Consider the following 16910-nt stretch of genomic DNA (forward strand, 5'->3'; position numbering starts at 1 on the left):
ATCAAAATAATTTATAATGGCCTGTGAAAGCTTTGTGTAAAGGAGGCGTGCGCCGTGGGTTTCGGGCTGTATCTGCACATCCCCTACTGCCTTGCCAAGTGCCGCTACTGCGATTTTTATTCCGCCGGGGCCAGCCGCGGGGTGCCCGACGAATATGTGGACGCTCTCATCGCCCGGATGGCGGCGACGTGCCCCGGGCGGCCCGAGACGCTGTACTTTGGCGGCGGCACCCCCAGCCTGCTCTCCCCCGCTCAAGTCTCCCGGCTGGTGAGGGCCGCCCACCCGCTGCCCGGCGCGGAGGTCACGCTGGAGGCAAACCCCGAAACGGTGGACGAAAAAAAGCTGGCGGGCTTTCGCGCCGCCGGGGCGAACCGGCTGAGCCTTGGGGTGCAGACGGCGGACGACGAGAGCCTCGCCCGGCTGGGCCGGCCCCACACCGCCGCCCAGAGCAAAGCGGCGCTGGCCGCGGCAAGGGCCGCGGGCTTTGAGAACATCACCGGCGACATCATGCTGGCCCTGCCCCATTATACGCGGGGGGAGTTCGACCGCACCCTGTCCCTGCTGGCGGAGGGAGGTGCCACCCACATCTCGGCCTATCTCTTGAAAATCGAGCCGGGCACGCCCTTCGGGAAAAATCCCCCGCCGGGCCTGCCAAGCGAGGACGAGGCGGCGGATTTTTACCTGTATGCCGTGGAGGAGCTGGCGAAAGCGGGCTACGCCCAGTACGAGATAAGCAACTTTGCCAAGCCCGGCTTTGAGGGGCGGCACAACCTCATCTACTGGGACTGCCGGGACTATCTGGGTCTTGGCCCCGCGGCGGCCAGCTGCATGGAGGGCAGGCGCTTCTCCTTTGGCCGCAGCACGGCGGACTTCCTGGCCGGGGCTGCCCCCGCGCCGGAGGGGGAATGCACCGGAGCGGACTACATCATACTGCGGCTGCGGCTTGCGGAAGGGCTGCGCCTCTCCCTTTTGAAGGAGCGGTACGGCCTTGCCTTTGACGAAGGCCGCCTTGCCTTCATCCGCCGGTGTGTGGCGGCGGGCTACGCCATGTTCGACGGCGACCGTCTGACCCTTACGCCCGAAGGCATGCTGGTGCAGAACAGCATCCTCACGGAACTTTTACCGTGAACATCAAAAGCGGCAGGCCCCGCTGGGGTCTGCCGCTTTGTCGTTTTATGTCGCTTTAGTCCTGCCACTTGTCGCAGAGGGCTTCCACCTGGCTGGCGAAGCGGGCCAGCTCCTTGTTGGTGTGGCCTTCCTTGGCCTTGATGATGTTCAGCAGGCGGTGGCCGGCGTCCAGCAGGCGGCGGAACACCGGGTTCTCCCGCTTCTTGCCGCCGCCCTCCTCCTTGGCGATGCGCTGGGTGTTGCCCACCACAAGGCAGCTGCCGGTGAGCAGGTCATACTCCGCGCCGTTGTAGGGCGCGGCGGCGGCCAGACCCAGCTCCGAGCGCAGGCGGCTGGCGAAGATGTCGCACACCTCGTCCTCGCCGTGGGTGACGAAGACGGTGCGGGGCTTCGACTCAAAATTCTTCACCCAGTTCATCAGGCCCTCGTTGTCCGCGTGGCCGGACACGCCCGCCAGCACCTGCACCTTGCAGCGCACCTCGATGGTCTCGCCGAAGAGTTTGACCTCCTTCGCGCCTTCCACCAGCGCACGACCCAGAGTGCCCGGCGACTGGTAGCCCACAAAGAGCACCGTGCTCTCCGGCCGCCAGAGGTTGTGTTTCAGATGGTGGCGGATGCGCCCGGCTTCGCACATGCCGCTGGCGGACAGGATGACCTTGGGCTCGGAGTCAAAGTTGATGGCCTTGGAGTCGTCGCTGCTCAAGGAGAGCTTGAGCCCCCGGAAGTTGATGGGGTTCACCCCCTGCATCACCAGGGTGCGGGCCTCCTCGTCGTAGCACTCGGCCCAGCTGGTCTTGAACACCTGGGTGGCCTCCACGGCCATGGGGCTGTCCACATACACCGTGAAGTTCTCGTGGCCCTTCACCAGATTCTGTTCTTTGATCTGCCGCAGAAAATAGAGCATCTCCTGGGTGCGGCCCACGGCGAAGCTGGGGATGACCAGATTGCCGCCCCGGTCAAAGGTGTCCTGCAGGACGGCGGCCAGGGCGGGCACATAGTCCGGCCGGGGGCCGTGGCTGCGGTCGCCGTAGGTGGACTCCATCACCACATAGTCCGCCTCTTTGATGGGCTGGGGGTCCCGCAGAAGGGGCTGGCGGGTGTTGCCGATGTCGCCGGAAAAGACGACCTTGCGGGTCTCGGCCCCTTCGGTGACCCACACTTCGATGGAGGCGGAGCCCAGAAGATGGCCCACGTCGGTGAAGCGGGCGCGGATGTTCGGCCCCACCTCCACCGTCTCGCCGTAGTCCACCTCATGGAACAGGGCCAGGGCGGTCTCGGCGTCCTGCATGGTGTAGAGGGGCTGATACTCCTCTCCGCCGGAGCGCTTGGCCTTGCGGTTGCGCCACTCGGCCTCGAACTCCTGGATGTGGGCGGAGTCGCGCAGCATGATGCCGCACAGCTCGGCGGTGGCCCCGGTGGTGAAGACCGGCCCTTTGTAGCCGTTCTTCACCATCAGGGGGATGCGCCCGGAGTGGTCGATGTGGGCGTGGGTCAGCAGCATGCAGTCCACCTGGCCGGGGGCCAGGGGCAGGGGCTGGTTCTCGTAGATGTCGCGGCCCTGCTCCATGCCGCAGTCCACCATCAGGTTGAAGCCGCCGGTCTGCAGCAGGTAACAGCTGCCGGTCACCTCGTGGGCGGCGCCCAGGAACGAAAGTTTCATACGCGTGCTCCCCCTTTCCCTTTGCGGGCGGTCATATTTGTCTTTATTATACCCCGCCCGCCCTGCGGGAGCAAGGCAGAAAAACGCACCGTCTCCCTTTTGGGGAAACGGTGCGCTTTGTTCAGTGAAAAATTACCGCTCCTTGGAATCGATCTCGGCGCGGATGGCGGCCAGGAAGGCGTCCACGGTCATGGTGCCGCCCTTCTCCTCCTTGCGGGCGCGGACGGCCACGGTGCCGTCCTCCATCTCCTTGTCGCCCACCACCAGCATGTAGGGGATCTTCTTCAGCTGGGCCTCGCGGATCTTGTAGCCCATCTTCTCGCTGCGCAAGTCGCTCTCCACACGGATGCCGGCGGCGTTCAGCTTCTTCTCCAGCTCCTTGGCGTACTCGTGCTGACGGTCGGTGATGGGGATGATCATCGCCTGCACCGGGGCCAGCCAGGTGGGGAACGCGCCGGCGAAGTGCTCGATGAGGATGCCGATGAAGCGCTCGATGCTGCCGAACACCACGCGGTGGATCATCACCGGGCGGTGCTTCTGGCCATCCTCGCCGGTGTACTCCAGCTCAAAGCGCTCGGGCAGCTGCATGTCCAGCTGGATGGTGCCGCACTGCCAGGTGCGGCCGATGGCGTCCACCAGATGGAAGTCCAGCTTGGGGCCGTAGAAGGCGCCGTCGCCCTCGTTCACGGTGTACTCGCGGCCCAGCTCCTCGATGGCGCTGCGCAGGCCGTCGGTGGCACGGGCCCAGTCCTCCTCGCTGCCCATGTGGTCTTCCGGCATGGTGGACAGCTCGATGTGATACTCAAAGCCGAACAGGCTGTAAACCTTGTCGATGAGCTGCACGACGCCCTTGATCTCGTCCTTGATCTGGTCGGGGGTCATGAAGATGTGGGCGTCGTCCTGGGTGAAGCAGCGCACACGCATCAGGCCGTGCAGCGCGCCGGACAGCTCGTGCCGGTGCACAAGGCCCAGCTCGCCCATGCGCAGGGGCAGGTCGCGGTAGCTGCGGGGCTGGGTCTGGTACACCAGCATGCCGCCGGGGCAGTTCATCGGCTTGATGGCAAAGTCGGTGTCGTCGATGACGGTGGTGTACATGTTGTTCTTGTAGTGATCCCAGTGGCCGCTGCGCTCCCACAGGCTGCGGTTGAGCATCATGGGGGTGCTGATCTCCTGGTAGCCGGCCTCACGATGGATCTGCCGCCAGAAGTCGATGAGGGTGTTCTTCAGCACCATGCCCTTGGGCAGGAAGAAGGGGAAGCCGGGGCCCTCTTCCAGCAGGGTGAACAGCTCCAGCTCTTTGCCCAGACGCCGATGGTCGCGCTTGGCGGCCTCTTCCATCAGCTTAAGGTACTCCTCCAGGCTGCTGGCCTTGGGGAAGGCGATGCCGTAGAGGCGGTCCAGGCTGTCGCGGGTGGCGTCGCCGCGCCAGTAGGCGGCGGCCACCTTGGTCAGCTTCACGGCCTTGATGGCGCCGGTGCTCATCAGGTGGGGGCCGGCGCACAGGTCGGTGAAGTCGCCCTGCTTGTAGACGGTGAGCTCCCAGCCCTTGGCGGCGTACTCTTCCAGCAGCTCCAGCTTGTAGGTCTGGCCGGCGAAGATCTCGCGGCCCTCCTCCACGGTGATGACCCGCTTTTCCAGGGGCAGGTCCTCTTTGACGATCTTCTTCATCTCGGCTTCGATGGCCTCAAAGTCGCCGGTGGTCAGGGGCCGGTCGGCCTTGATGTCGTAGTACCAGCCGTTCTCCAGCGCGGGGCCGATGCCGAAGTGGGCGCCGGGGAACAGATGCTGCACCGCCTGGGCCATCACATGGGCCGCGGTGTGCCAGAAGGCATGCTTGCCGCCCTCGTCCTCAAAGGTGAGGATCTCCAGGGTGCAGTCCTCGTTCAGAACGGTGCGCAGGTCGCACACCTCGCCGTTCACCTTGGCGGCGCAGGCGCTCTTGTAGAGGCCCATGCCGATGCTCTTGGCCACGTCGGCCGCGGACACGCCCGCCTCGAACTGGCGAACGTCCCCTTTCAGTTCCACATTGATCATGTTCTCAAAACCTCCTGTAAACGAAAAAACGCCCCACCCCGTTGCAAAACATACGGGATGAAGCATCGTGCTCCACGGTTCCACCCGAATTGCGCCAAAAGCGCCACTCGTTTGGGCTGTAACGGGCCCGGCCCGGCGGGGGTTCGCCCCCGCGCTCGGCGGTGGTAGGCATGGCAATGCGCGCAAAGCCGCTTGCAGCGCGCCCCGAAACCGGGCGGCGGCTCTCTCTGATGCGTGCCTTTGCCCGCCCGTGTCCGCTTCGACACTTTGCGGGATAAGACTGTGCCCTAATGATATACTTCTTTTGGCCTGCTGTCAATATTTCTTGACAATTTGTAAACTGTTCATTAAAATAATGTAGTAGTATATTTGATGATCTGCCGCTGGGCCCAAATCCATGCAGGGCCGGCGCTGTGCGATTTATATGACAGGGCCCCTCAAGGGTCTTTTTGGTATGCTCATTGTCAATTATAAATAAAGGCCTTGTTTTGCCCTTTTTGAAACAAACAGGCAAGCCCAGAACGGCGGTTATCTCAGATACCCATTTTATCTTGAGGAGTTGAAACAATTGCCACCTATTATCACTTTTGTGGTGGCGGTCGTTGCAGCTGTCGTTTCCGGGTTTGTCTGTTTTTTTGCGGGTTCTGCCTACCGCCGCAAGACCGCAGAGGCAAAGCTTGGCAGTGCTGAAGAGGAAGCCAAGCGCATCGTGAACGACGCCATCAAGGCCGCCGAACAGAAACGCAAGGAGACCGTGATCGAGGCCAAGGACGAAGCCCTTCGCATGAAGACCGAGGCCGACAAGGAGATCAAGGAGCGCCGCAGCGAGCTGTCCCGCCAGGAGCGCCGTCTGGACCAGAAGGAGGAAGCGCTGGACAAGCGCGTGGCCGCCCTGGAGCAGAAGGAAGAGGAACAGCGCCAGCGCTCGGAACTGGTGGAAGCCAAGCTGGACGAACTGGAACAGCTGAAACTCCGCCAGCTGGAAAAGCTGGAGACCATCGCCGGCCTGACCCAGGAGGATGCGAAGCAGCTGCTTTTGAACCGTCTGGACCAGGACCTGACCCACGAGAAGGCCATGCGCGTGGCCGCCTACGAGGCAAACCTCAAGGACCAGTGCGACGCCATGGCCCGGGAGCTCATCGGTCAGGCCATCGCCCGCTGCGCCGCCGACCATTCCAGCGAGGCCACCGTGAGCGTTGTGCCCCTGCCCAACGACGAAATGAAGGGCCGCATCATCGGCCGTGAGGGCCGCAACATCCGCGCCCTGGAGACCGCCACCGGCGTGGACCTCATCATCGACGACACCCCCGAGGCCATCACCCTGTCCAGCTTCGATCAGGCCCGCCGCGAGGTGGCCCGCATGACGCTGGAGCGCCTCATCACCGACGGCCGCATCCACCCCGCCCGCATCGAGGAGACGGTGGAGAAGTGCCGCCGCGAGCTGGAACTGAGCATGAAGCGGGAAGGCGAGCGCGCGGTGATGGAGGTGGGCCTGCACGGCATCCACCCCGACATCGTGAAGCTGCTGGGCCGGCTGAAGTTCCGCACCAGCTTTGGCCAGAACGTGCTGAACCACTCGCTGGAAGTGGCCTATCTCTCCGGCCTGCTGGCCGCCGAGATGGGCGTGAACGTGACCCAGGCCCGCCGCGCCGGCCTGCTGCACGACATCGGCAAGGCCCTGGACCACGAGATCGAGGGCAGCCACATCCAGATCGGCGTGGAGATCGCCCGCAAGTACAAAGAGAACCCGGCCATCATCCATGCCATTGAGGCCCACCACGGCGACGTGGAGCCCAAGACCCCGCTGGCCTTCATCGTGATGGCCGCCGACGCCATCAGCGCCGCCCGCCCGGGCGCCCGCCGCGAGAACCTGGAAAGCTACATCAAGCGGCTGGAAAACCTGGAAGAGCTGAGCTGCAGCTTCGAGGGCGTGGAGACCGCCTTCGCCGTGCAGGCGGGCCGCGAAGTCCGCATCATGGTGAAGCCCGACGCGGTGGACGACGACCATCTGGTGCTCCTGGCCCGGGCCATCACCAAGAAGATCGAGGAAGAACTGGACTATCCCGGTCAGATCAAGGTGAACGTCATCCGCGAGAGCCGCGCGGTGGAATACGCGAAATAAGCTTTAAAAAACAGGGTCCCTTCGGGGCCCTGTTTTTTTGCGCTTTTCACGGTGATTTTGTACAATAAATTTTTAACAGTTCGTCTTGTTTTCAGGCCGGAAATATAGTATTCTAAAAAAAAGGCGTTTTGTCCGGGCAGGGCAAGACGCCTTTGAGCATGGAGGATGCTTTATGGAACAGCGTATGCAGAAGGTCTATTCCCGCAGCGGCGCGGTGGCGCTGAAGGTGGCCCAGGGGCACTTTGCCACCAACCACAGCCACATCAACTACTACATCGACATCACCACCCTCAAGACCCGCCTGAGCGACGCGGAGGCGGTGGCCAGAGAGCTGGCCCAGAAGTACGTCACCAGCACCGTCATCGACACCATCGTCTGCCTGGACGGCACCCAGGTCATCGGCGCATGCCTTGCCCGGGAGCTGACCAAAAGCGGCCTCGCCTCCATCAACGCCCACCAGTCCATCTATGTCATCCGCCCGGAGTACAACTCCAACAGCCAGCTGCTCTTCCGCGACAACCTCCAGCCCATGCTGAACGGCAAGCACGTTCTCATCCTGATGGCCTCGGTGGCCACCGGCAAGACCATCAACAAGAGCGTGGAGTGCGTGCAGTACTACGGCGGCATCGTGCAGGGCGTGGCCGCGGTGTACAGCACCATGAAGTCCATCGACGGGCTGGACATCCAGTCCATCTTCTCCCCCGCCGACCTGCCCGGCTACGCCAGCTACGAGTTCAAGGACTGCCCCTACTGCAAGCAGGGCATCAAGCTGGACGCGCTGGTGAACAGCTTCGGCTATTCCAAACTGTGAAACCAATTTAAAAAAGCGGTGCACCCCCAAAGTGAGGGTGCACCGCTTTTTGTTTTTTCGGCTGATTTTTCTTTTGCTTCAATGCTCCAGATTCCGCAGGGCGGCCGGGGAGTTTGCAATGATCGCTCCAACCGTGGGGCAGTTTCTCCATTCAGCACAATCGCCGCAGGTGGCAACGTTTCTGCTGCGCGCGCATTTGCGTATTTCGCACAGGCTCTCGCAAAACACGGTTTTGACCCCGTCGGCACGGCATCCGGCACAGTTGATGTGCTCGGGCAGAATGGGCGCATTGTTCAACTCGCTCCACAATTTTGCCGTTTTCTCACGCAGGGCCTGGTCGTCGTTGATCGTCGCAATGTATGCGTCGCATTTTTCGCAGTCTAGCCCACAGCAGCCGATCATGCTGCTGACAGCGGTTCGCTCCACTGCCAAAGCCTCCCATCTTTCGTAAGACAGCGCGCCGGAAGCCAGAGCATCTGCGCATCCACCGCCCGTCGGGTCCTTTTTTGCTTTGTGCTCAGCCCTGGCAGCCCAGGTCGTCCCAGTCGCCGAAGTCCTCGGCACAGGCGATGCGGGTGGCGTCCAGCTTGCCGTCCTCGGTGAGGGGCTTTTCCGCCGCGCCCAGGTCCACCGGGTTGGGGTTGGGGCCCCGGTCCGGCTTTTGGGACGCGTGGTAAGGCTCTTCCTCTTCGGCGGGGGCGGCGTCGTCGCCCTCGGTCAGGGGCACTTCCACATACTCGCCCTCGATGTGGCCGTCGTTGTTGTAATCCCGCAGCAGCTTCACGGCAAAGGCCCCCGCGGCAAGCCCTAAGCCAATGGACAAAAAGCGGCGAATGAATCCCATGTTTTCCTCCCTCTGCATGCCCCCGCGCGGGGGCCGCCAAAAAGCGCTATGGTGTTAGTATACCACGGCCCGCCGTCCCTTTCAACCGAAACCGGGCGAAGAGAAGGGGCCGGCCTTTCGGGGCCGGCCCCTTCTCTTCGCGATGCGCCTTGCTCAGCGCAATTCCTCCAGCACCTGCACCAGCGCCTGCCGGTGCGCGGGGGCGGGGCAGCCGTCGCGGCACAGCACCTCCAGCATCTCCGCCTCGCTGCCGCCAAACCGCTTTTCGACCAGGTTGTTCAGCTCTACAAGCTGCATCTGGCGGCGGGTCACCAGCGGCGTCACCGTAAAGTCGGTCCCGCTGCGCTCCAGAACGCCCTTGCTGATCAGCCGCTTGAGCACCGTGTAGGTGGTGTTTTTCGCCCAGCCGAACCGCTGGCCGGCGATGCCGGCAATGCGGCTCGCCGTGGTGGGGGCTGTCTCCCACACGATCTCCATCAGGTTCCATTCTGCGTCGAACAGCTTTACTGTTTCCACTGTTGATCCGTCCTTTCCGCCCTGCCACAGGCTATTTTTTGGCAGAAGGGGGCAGTATCCCCTTGTTTACTTTACTATATCATACCCCCCGCCCTTTTTCAGCATAAAACTTCCCCGTCCGGCTTTTTTTGTAACTTTGCACTTAATGCGCCCTCTTTTTTGGAGCCTCTATGACAATAGTAGACGATTTATGTAGTACATATTTGCATATTTTTGTACATAATCCACAAAAATAAAGCGTCCCGCAGGCAAAATTGCCCGCGGGGCGAAAACACTTCATTTGCACGATCAGCGCCGAAAACTCAGCTGAAGGTGACGTAATCCTGTTCCAGGGGCTTCGCCGGCTCCACCTCCAGGGCGGTGAGCACCGGGCCCTTGCCGCCGAACAGCGGGTGGAACTGCACCCGCACCTTGGCGGTGAGTTTGATCCAGCTGCGCTGGGCCAGCTTTTTGGCCTCGTCGTATTTGCAGGGGAAGCCCACGAACTGGATGTCCTGCACGCAGCAGGTCATGGCGAAGCGCCCGGGCACGAACTGGCCCTGGCCCACCCGGGGGGTCTGGCAGACCTGGGCGGTGAAGCGCACGGTCTTGCCGTTGTACTTGTCCGGGTCCTCGGAGGCGTCCAGATACCAGATGCCGAAATCCTCGTCGCCGATGTCGATGACGTCGGCTTCGATGTCGAAGGGCAGTTCGTCGGGCAGGTCGTCGTACTCCACGCTGCCGTCGGAATACTCATAGGCGATGTCGCACCGGCGGCTGGCCTGACGCACCGCCTTGTGGATGTAGTCCCGGTCGTCGGAGGAGCTGACCGCCTCGGCCCGGTTGACCACCAGCAGCTCGCTGGCGGCGAATTTTTCCAGCATCAGCTGGCGCATGTTCTCAAAGTAGGTGCGGAAGGTGGTGCCGTCGGCGGTGCAGATGGTCTGGTAGACCAGCCAGTGAGGCGGAAGCGCCTCCATCAGCGCGGAGAGGGGCCACATGCCGTTGTACTCGATGAGCACGCGGCCGGCGCCGCTCTTCTTCGCCTTCTCTTCCAGAACGTCGGGGGTCAGGTCCGCCTGGGAGTCGATGGTGTCCACCGTGACGCCGCCGAAGGCGAACTCCTCGGGGCGGTACTCCACCTCGCCCTCCTCGCAGATCAGCAGCAGGGTCTTGTCGCCGCTGTCGAACTTGGGGTCGTTCATGGTCTCCTGGATGAAGGTGGTCTTGCCGCTTTCCAGCTGGCCCAGGAACAGATAGACCGGGATCTCAGTCGCTGCCATTTTGTTCTCTCCTTTACGCCAGATGGAAGATGAGCTCCAGCGCCGGCTCGTTGAGCTTTGCGCCGATGACGCACAGCCGGCCGGTCACGTCGGCAGCGCCGGTGCGCACGTCCGCCTCGCCGGGCACATAGTCGAAGTGGATCCACTCGCCCTCGCCGGGCAGGATGCCCTTGGCCCGCAGGATGGTGCCGTACTTGCCGGTGTCCAGGGCGGCCAGGGCGGCCTTCACCTCATCAGCGGTGAACTTGCGGGCGGTCTCCCGGCCAAAGCTGGAGAACACCTCGTCGGCGTGATGATGGTGATGGTCATGGCCGCAGGAGCAGTGCTCATCGTGGTCGTGGTGGTGCTCGTGGTCATGGTCATGGCCGCAGCCGCAATGTTCGTCGTGGTCATGGTCGTGATGATGCTCATGCTCGTGGTCGTGGCCGCACTCGCAATGCTCATCATGGTCATGGTCGTGGTCATGGCCGCACTCACAACGGTCATCATGGTCATGGTCGTGATGATGCTCGTGCTCGTGCTCATGGTCATGCTCGGCCAGGGTCTGGGCCAGCAGCTTCGCCACAAAGTCCTGCCCTTCCTCGATGGCTGCCAGGATCTGCGCGCCGGACAGCTGGGCCCAGTCGGTGGTGATGATGACCGCGTCGGGGTTGACGGTGCGCAGCAGCGCCACCGCGTCGGCCACCTTCTGCTCGCTGGCAGAGCCGGTGCGGCTGAGGATGACGGCGTTGGCGTGGGAGACCTGGTCGTTGTAGAACTCGCCGAAGTTCTTCATGTACATCTTGACCTTGTTCACGTCCGCCACGGTGGCAAAGCAGTTCAGCTTCACGTCCCGCTCGTCGGCCACAGCGGCCACGGCGCGGGTCACGTCGCTGAGCTTGCCCACGCCGGAGGGCTCGATGAGGATGCGGTCGGGGGCGAACTGGTCGATGACCTTTTTCAGCGCCTCGCGGAAGTCGCCCACCAGGCTGCAGCAGATGCAGCCGGAGTTCATCTCGGTGATCTCGATGCCGGCGTCCTTCAGAAAGCCGCCGTCGATGCCGATCTCGCCGAACTCGTTTTCAATGAGCACCAGCTTCTGGCCGGCGTAGGCCTCGCTGATGAGTTTTTTGATAAGGGTGGTCTTGCCGGCGCCCAGAAAGCCGGAAAAAATATCAATTTTGGTCATGGTGTTACCTCTCTTTTTATCCATCAGGGAAAAGGCCCGCGGCACCGTGAAAAAGGCGCTGCGGGCGCTTGCGCTCTACCTTTTATTATACCCGTTTTGTCAACACCCGCGCCGCAGGTGGGGCTTAACAAGCGGACTTCAACGTGCTACAATAGGAACAGTCATTTTGGCTCGAAGGGCGTTTGCCCATGCATTTTTTGAGAATCGAGGTTTTGCGTTTATGCTCTCCACCAATGAAAAGACCGCGCTGCTGCGCGCCGCCATGAAGGCCGCCGGCGCCAATGCCTGCCTCATCCCCTCCTCCGACCCCCACATCAGCGAGTATCTGCCCGCCCACTGGTCCGCCCGGCGCTACTTCTCCGGCTTCACCGGCAGCGTGGGCAATCTGGTGGTCACCGAGACCGCCAGTGCCCTGTGGGTGGACGGCCGCTACTTCGTGCAGGCCGCCCATCAGCTGGAGGGCAGCGAGATCGTGCTGCAGAAGATGGGCGTGGAAGGCGTGCCCACCCTGCCGGAGTACCTGACCGACGCGCTGGGCGAGGGCCAGGTGCTGGCGGTGGACGGCATGGTCACCGCCACCTCCACCATGAAGGAGCTGCAGGCGGCCCTGGCCAAGAAGGGCGCGTCCGTCAAGAGCGTGGACCTGGTGGAGGGCAACTGGCCCGACCGGCCCGCCGTGCCCGCCAGCGAGGCGTTCCTGCTGGACGAAGCATACGCCGGGCGCAGCACCGCCGACAAGCTGGCCGACCTGCGGGCGGAACTGGCAAAGCAGGAGGCGGGCGCCATGGTCGTCTGCCGGCTGGACAGCGTGGCCTGGCTTTTGAACCTGCGGGCCAACGACCTGGACAACACCCCCTTCGCCCTGGCCTACTGCTTCGTCACCCCGGATGACGCCATCCTCTTCATCAACACCGCACGCCTGCCTGCCGAGGCCGTGGAGGCGCTGGGCCGCCAGGGCGTGCGGGTCACCGACTACGACCATCTGCTGGGCGCGCTCACCGGCTACCACCACGACCAGACGGTGCTGGTGGACGAAGCGGGCACCAACTGGGCGGTGTACTCCGCCCTCAAGGGCAACCCCGTATTCACCCTGAAGGCGGGCGAGGACCCCATCCAGGCGCTGAAGGCCGTCAAGAACCCCGTGGAGATCGAGAACCTGAAGAAGGTCCACGTGAAGGACGGCGTGGCCATGGTGAAGTTCCAGATGTGGCTGGAAGAGAAGATGGCCGCGGGCGAGGCCGTGACCGAGGTGGACGTGGACGAAAAGCTGATGGCCCTGCGCGGCGAGCAGGCACTGAACATCGGCGTGAGCTTCGACACCATCGCCGCCTACGGCGCCAACGCCGCCATGATGCACTACCACGCCACCCCCGGCAACTGCGCCACTCTGGCCCCCAAGGGCTTTTTGCTGGTGGACTGCGGCGGCCAGTATCTGGACGGCACCACCGACATCACCCGCACCTACACCCTGGGCGAGCTGACCGACAACGAGCGCACCTACTACACCTACGTGCTCAAGAGCCACATCGACATGGCCAAGCTCCAGTTCCTGAACACCTGCACCGGCGGCAACCTGGATGTGATCGCCCGCGCCCCGGTGTGGGCCCACGGCATCGACTACCGCTGCGGCACCGGCCACGGCGTGGGCTTTGTGGGCGGCGTGCACGAAGGCCCCCAGAACCTGCGCATCACCAACCACACGGTGTTCAAGCCCGGCATGATCGTCACCGACGAGCCCGGCATCTACGAAGAGGGCGAGGTGGGCATCCGCATCGAGAACGAGCTGCTGTGCTGCGCGCGGGTGAAGAACCAGTACGGCCAGTTCCTGGGCTTTGAGCCCATCACCTACTGCCCCATCGACCTGACCCCCGTGCGGCCTGAGCTGCTGGACGCGGACGAGAAGGAATGGCTGAACGCCTTCCACCAGATGGTGCGGGAGAAGCTGACTCCGCACCTCTCCGCCGCCGAGGCGGCCTGGCTGGCAGAAAAGACCAAGCCGCTGGCGTAAGCAAAGAAAAAAGTGCTGTCCCTTCAAGGGGCAGCACTTTTTTTGTCTTTCTTCCGGGCCAGCCGCCAGAGGATGGCCAGCGCCGCCGCTGCCGCCAACAGCCAGCGCACCGCGCCGGAGGCGTTTGCGAAGCGGCGGGCCAGCAGCGCCCAGCCCTCCCCCGCCGCCGCGCCAAGATGCACCAGAGCGGCATTCCACACAAAACTGCCCGCCGTGGTGTAGAGCAGAAAGCGCACCAGATTCATCCGGGCCATGCCCGCCGGGATGGAGATGAGGCTGCGCAGAATGGGCACGCAGCGGCACAAGAGCACCGTTTTCGCGCCTTTTTTCTCGAACCAGGCGGCGGCACGGGCGGCGGCTTCGGCGTCAAAGCCCAGCCGTTTGCCCCAGGGCCCCGCCAGCAGCGCGCGCATCCGCTCGCCGCCCAGGGCCCGGCCCACGCCGTAGAGGGCCAGCGCCCCCGCCACCGCCCCCAGGGTGGCCCAGGCCACCACCCACCACACATCCAGCGCGGTGCGGGTGGTGAGAAAGCCGCCGAAGGTTAGGATGACCTCCGAGGGGATGGGCGGGAAGAGGTTTTCCACCGCGATGAGCAGGGCCATGCCCGGATAGCCGAAGTCCTCCATCACGTCCACAATAAACTGCTCCATGCCCGCCGCCCCCTTTGGGTACAGTCTATTCGGAGCGGACGGAAAAATATGAGCACAAAAAAGCGCCCGCCCCGGTCAAAGCCGAAGCAGGCGCTTTTTCCTTCGTTCATTCCCGGCTGGTCACTTCGGCCCGGCTCAGGACCACCAGCACCACCGCCAGCAGGCCGCAGGCCGCCAGCACCGACCACTGGCCCAAAGGCCCGGCCAGCACCGCGCTCACCGCCGCGCCGGCGATGAAGGCCACGATGACCTGATAATACCGCAGGCTGGAGCGCAAAATGCCCCGGTCGCGGGTCTGGAAGTACTGATAGAGCAGCTCGGTGCCGCTGCGCAGGTTGCCGGTGCACATGGTGGTGGCGTAGGCCTTGCCGTGCACCCGGCGGAAGCTCTCCACCTGCAAGGCGCAGACGAAGCTCACCGCCCAGTTCACCGCCATGTCCCACGCGCCGCCCAGGGGCGCGAAGGCCGCGGCGGCCAGCACGCCGATCTCCAGCGCCAGCACCCACTGCCGCCAGTGCAGCTTTGCCGCCGGGGCCGCCTTGCCCCTGCGGCGGATGGCCTCCGCCGCCAGCACGCCCAGGAAGAAGGCGAAGATGGGCGGCAGATACTTTGCCGCGGCGGCCCAGTCGCCCGCCGCCAGCTTCACGCCCAGCAGCACCATGTTGCCGGTCTCGGCGTTGGCGAACACCCCGCCCCGGCACAGGTAGGTGTAGGCGTCCAGATAGCCGCCCGCCAGCGCCAGCACAAGGCCCACCCGCAGCGCTTCGCTGGTCTGCACACGCTGTTCGTTCATTGACTTTCTCCCCTCTTTGTCCCCTTTTTTTCACCTCAAAAATGGCCCCCGGTCTCCCGGGGGCCACAGCTTGCTCAGCAGGGGGTTGGTTTACTTGGAAAGACGCTCGCGCAGGGCGGCCAGCTGGGCGCGCAGCTCAGCGGGAACGCGCTCGCCGATCTCGTCGTAGAGGGCCTCGACGCCGTCGCAGTCCTCCAGCCACAGGTCCTTGTCCACGCTCAGCAGACCCTTGACGGTGTCCAGAGTGACGTCCTCCAGGCCGGTGATGTCGATGTCCTCGGCCTTGGGCAGGTAGCCGATGGGGGTCTCCACGGCCTCCACTTCGCCCTTGCAGCGCTTCAGCATCCACATCAGCACGCGCATGTTGTCGCCGAAGCCGGGCCAGATGAAGTGGCCTTCGTCATCGGTGCGGAACCAGTTGACGTGGAAGATCTTGGGGGCCTTGTCGCCCAGCTTCTTGCCCATCTCGATCCAGTGGCCGAAGTAGTCGCCCATGTTGTAGCCGGTGAAGGGACGCATGGCCATGGGATCGCGGCGCACCACGCCCACGGCGCCGGCGGCGGCAGCGGTGGTCTCGGAGGCCATTGCGCTGCCCACATACACGCCGTGGTTCCAGTCAAAGCTCTGGAACACCAGCGGAGCGGTCTTGGCGCGGCGGCCGCCGAACACCATGGCGGTGACGGGCACGCCGTTGGGGTTGTTGAACTCCTTGCTCAGGCAGGGGCAGTTCACAGCGGGAGCGGTGAAGCGGCTGTTGGGATGGGCCAGCTTGTTGCCCTGGGCCACCCACTCCTTGCCGTTGACCTTCTTGCCGGTCCACTCCTCGGCGTTCTCGGGAGGATTCTTGTCCAGGCCTTCCCACCACACGGTGTTGTTGTCCAGGTTGTGGGCAACGTTGGTGAAGATGGTGTTCTTCATGGTGGTGTGCAGGGCGTTGGGGTTGGACTTCTCGTTGGTGCCGGGGGCCACGCCGAAGAAGCCGTTCTCGGGGTTGATGGCGTAGAGGCGGCCGTCCTCACCGATGTGCATCCAGGCGATGTCGTCGCCGACGGTCCAGACCTTGTAGCCCTGCTTGGCGTAAACTTCGGGCGGGATCAGCATGGCCAGGTTGGTCTTGCCGCAGGCGGAGGGGAAGGCGGCGGTGATGTACTCCACATGGCCGGTGGGGTCCTCGATGCCCAGGATGAGCATATGCTCGGCCATCCAGCCTTCCTTCAGGCCCTGATAGCTGGCGATGCGCAGCGCGAAGCACTTCTTGCCCAGCAGCACATTGCCGCCGTAGCCGGAGTTGATGGACCAGATGGTGTTCTCTTCGGGGAACTGCACGATGTAGCGGTTCTCCTCTTCCATCTTGGCCTTGGAGTGCAGGCCGCGGACGAAGTCGTTGGAATCGCCCAGCTGGTCCAGCGCCTGCTTGCCCATGCGGGTCATGATGTCCATGTTCATGACCACGTAGATGGAGTCGGTCAGCTCAATGCCCACCTTGCTGAAGGGGCTGCCGATGGGGCCCATGCAGTAGGGCAGGACGTACATGGTGCGGCCCTTCATGCAGCCGTCGTACATGGGGATCAGCTTGGCCTTCATCTCGCTGGTCTCCATCCAGTTGTTGATGGGGGCGGCGTCCTCACGCTTCTTGGTGCAGATGTAGGTGCGGCCCTCCACGCGGGCAACGTCGTTCACCGCGGTGTGATGCAGCACACAGCCGGGCAGCAGTTCCTCATTCAGGGACACCATTTCGCCGGTCCTGAAGCTCTCTTCACGCAGAGCGGTGAGCTGCTCCTCGCTGCCGTCGATCCACACGACCTTGTCGGGTTTCACCAGGGCGACCATTTCGTCCAGCCAGGTCAGAACGTGCTTGTTCGTTGTCATACGCTTTCACCAATCCTCTCTTGATGTTCGGGGGCAAACCCCGCG

Annotated in this window: 14 protein-coding genes; 4 read left to right on the top strand and 10 right to left on the bottom strand. The window is 63.5% G+C overall.

Annotated features, from left to right (window positions below):
* Positions 1-54 precede the first annotated feature (54 nt).
* Positions 55-1128 (top strand): radical SAM family heme chaperone HemW, encoded by a 1074-nt coding sequence (hemW, locus tag ACMI1Q_RS05390; RefSeq protein ID WP_419503049.1) that lies wholly within the window; start codon positions 55-57, stop codon positions 1126-1128.
* A 55-nt stretch (positions 1129-1183) separates the two neighbouring features.
* Here the strand turns inward: hemW and ACMI1Q_RS05395 are convergent, their stop codons facing one another.
* Both ACMI1Q_RS05395 and thrS read right to left on the bottom strand, forming a co-directional pair.
* Entirely contained in the window at positions 1184-2788 is a 1605-nt protein-coding gene (locus tag ACMI1Q_RS05395; RefSeq protein ID WP_419503050.1) for an MBL fold metallo-hydrolase RNA specificity domain-containing protein, read from the bottom strand.
* A 132-nt stretch (positions 2789-2920) separates the two neighbouring features.
* Positions 2921-4822: a threonine--tRNA ligase gene (gene thrS / locus ACMI1Q_RS05400; RefSeq protein WP_419503051.1), complete on the bottom strand. Its 1902-nt coding sequence runs from the start codon at positions 4820-4822 to the stop codon at positions 2921-2923.
* A gap of 568 nt (positions 4823-5390) precedes the next feature.
* On the opposite strand from thrS, the gene rny reads away from it, so the two are divergent.
* Together rny and ACMI1Q_RS05410 are read left to right on the top strand one after the other, a co-directional pair.
* Positions 5391-6944 carry a ribonuclease Y gene (gene rny / locus ACMI1Q_RS05405; protein ID WP_177522207.1) on the top strand — a complete coding sequence of 518 codons (1554 nt, stop codon included), beginning with the start codon at positions 5391-5393 and terminating at the stop codon, positions 6942-6944.
* Between the two features lie 172 nt (positions 6945-7116).
* On the top strand, positions 7117-7755 hold the full coding sequence (locus ACMI1Q_RS05410; protein ID WP_177522208.1) for an orotate phosphoribosyltransferase: 639 nt from the start codon (positions 7117-7119) through the stop codon (positions 7753-7755).
* Positions 7756-7833: 78 nt separating this feature from the next.
* Here the strand turns inward: ACMI1Q_RS05410 and ACMI1Q_RS05415 are convergent, their stop codons facing one another.
* The 5 genes from ACMI1Q_RS05415 to ACMI1Q_RS05435 form a co-directional block, all read right to left on the bottom strand.
* Positions 7834-8181, bottom strand: a complete 348-nt coding sequence (locus tag ACMI1Q_RS05415) for a DUF3795 domain-containing protein (protein ID WP_419503052.1) — start codon at positions 8179-8181, stop codon at positions 7834-7836.
* A gap of 91 nt (positions 8182-8272) precedes the next feature.
* The gene (locus tag ACMI1Q_RS05420) at positions 8273-8599 is read right to left on the bottom strand and encodes a hypothetical protein (RefSeq protein ID WP_419503053.1); all 327 of its coding nucleotides are present in this window, start codon (positions 8597-8599) and stop codon (positions 8273-8275) included.
* 153 nt (positions 8600-8752) lie between these two features.
* Positions 8753-9115: a BlaI/MecI/CopY family transcriptional regulator gene (locus tag ACMI1Q_RS05425; RefSeq protein ID WP_177522210.1), complete on the bottom strand. Its 363-nt coding sequence runs from the start codon at positions 9113-9115 to the stop codon at positions 8753-8755.
* A gap of 302 nt (positions 9116-9417) precedes the next feature.
* Positions 9418-10377, bottom strand: coding sequence for an outer membrane insertion C- signal (locus ACMI1Q_RS05430; protein WP_177522211.1), 960 nt, complete (start codon positions 10375-10377; stop codon positions 9418-9420).
* A 13-nt stretch (positions 10378-10390) separates the two neighbouring features.
* Positions 10391-11545 carry a CobW family GTP-binding protein gene (locus ACMI1Q_RS05435; RefSeq protein ID WP_419503054.1) on the bottom strand — a complete coding sequence of 385 codons (1155 nt, stop codon included), beginning with the start codon at positions 11543-11545 and terminating at the stop codon, positions 10391-10393.
* Positions 11546-11765: 220 nt separating this feature from the next.
* Here ACMI1Q_RS05435 and ACMI1Q_RS05440 point away from each other — a divergent pair, with 220 nt between their 5' ends.
* Positions 11766-13553, top strand: coding sequence for an aminopeptidase P family N-terminal domain-containing protein (locus tag ACMI1Q_RS05440; RefSeq protein ID WP_419503055.1), 1788 nt, complete (start codon positions 11766-11768; stop codon positions 13551-13553).
* Positions 13554-13576: 23 nt separating this feature from the next.
* Here the strand turns inward: ACMI1Q_RS05440 and ACMI1Q_RS05445 are convergent, their stop codons facing one another.
* The 3 genes from ACMI1Q_RS05445 to ACMI1Q_RS05455 form a co-directional block, all read right to left on the bottom strand.
* Positions 13577-14203 (bottom strand): DedA family protein, encoded by a 627-nt coding sequence (locus tag ACMI1Q_RS05445; protein ID WP_419503056.1) that lies wholly within the window; start codon positions 14201-14203, stop codon positions 13577-13579.
* Positions 14204-14309: 106 nt separating this feature from the next.
* Positions 14310-14996, bottom strand: coding sequence for a YoaK family protein (locus ACMI1Q_RS05450; protein WP_177522215.1), 687 nt, complete (start codon positions 14994-14996; stop codon positions 14310-14312).
* A 90-nt stretch (positions 14997-15086) separates the two neighbouring features.
* Complete coding sequence (locus tag ACMI1Q_RS05455; RefSeq protein ID WP_419503057.1) at positions 15087-16865, bottom strand: phosphoenolpyruvate carboxykinase (GTP); 1779 nt, start codon at positions 16863-16865, stop codon at positions 15087-15089.
* Positions 16866-16910: the final 45 nt, after the last annotated feature.

Source organism: Candidatus Allofournierella excrementavium, assembly GCF_048526665.1.
Lineage (GTDB): Bacteria > Bacillota > Clostridia > Oscillospirales > Ruminococcaceae > Allofournierella_A > Allofournierella_A excrementavium.

Coding starts and splice junctions, on each gene's coding strand:
- ACMI1Q_RS05395 (WP_419503050.1), bottom strand. CDS start 2,788: ATGAAACTTTCGTTCCTGGGCGCCGCCCACGAGGTGACCGGCAGCTGT.
- ACMI1Q_RS05430 (WP_177522211.1), bottom strand. CDS start 10,377: ATGGCAGCGACTGAGATCCCGGTCTATCTGTTCCTGGGCCAGCTGGAA.
- ACMI1Q_RS05450 (WP_177522215.1), bottom strand. CDS start 14,996: ATGAACGAACAGCGTGTGCAGACCAGCGAAGCGCTGCGGGTGGGCCTT.
- ACMI1Q_RS05455 (WP_419503057.1), bottom strand. CDS start 16,865: ATGACAACGAACAAGCACGTTCTGACCTGGCTGGACGAAATGGTCGCC.
- ACMI1Q_RS05440 (WP_419503055.1), top strand. CDS start 11,766: ATGCTCTCCACCAATGAAAAGACCGCGCTGCTGCGCGCCGCCATGAAG.
- ACMI1Q_RS05435 (WP_419503054.1), bottom strand. CDS start 11,545: ATGACCAAAATTGATATTTTTTCCGGCTTTCTGGGCGCCGGCAAGACC.
- ACMI1Q_RS05410 (WP_177522208.1), top strand. CDS start 7,117: ATGGAACAGCGTATGCAGAAGGTCTATTCCCGCAGCGGCGCGGTGGCG.
- thrS (WP_419503051.1), bottom strand. CDS start 4,822: ATGATCAATGTGGAACTGAAAGGGGACGTTCGCCAGTTCGAGGCGGGC.
- ACMI1Q_RS05420 (WP_419503053.1), bottom strand. CDS start 8,599: ATGGGATTCATTCGCCGCTTTTTGTCCATTGGCTTAGGGCTTGCCGCG.
- ACMI1Q_RS05445 (WP_419503056.1), bottom strand. CDS start 14,203: ATGGAGCAGTTTATTGTGGACGTGATGGAGGACTTCGGCTATCCGGGC.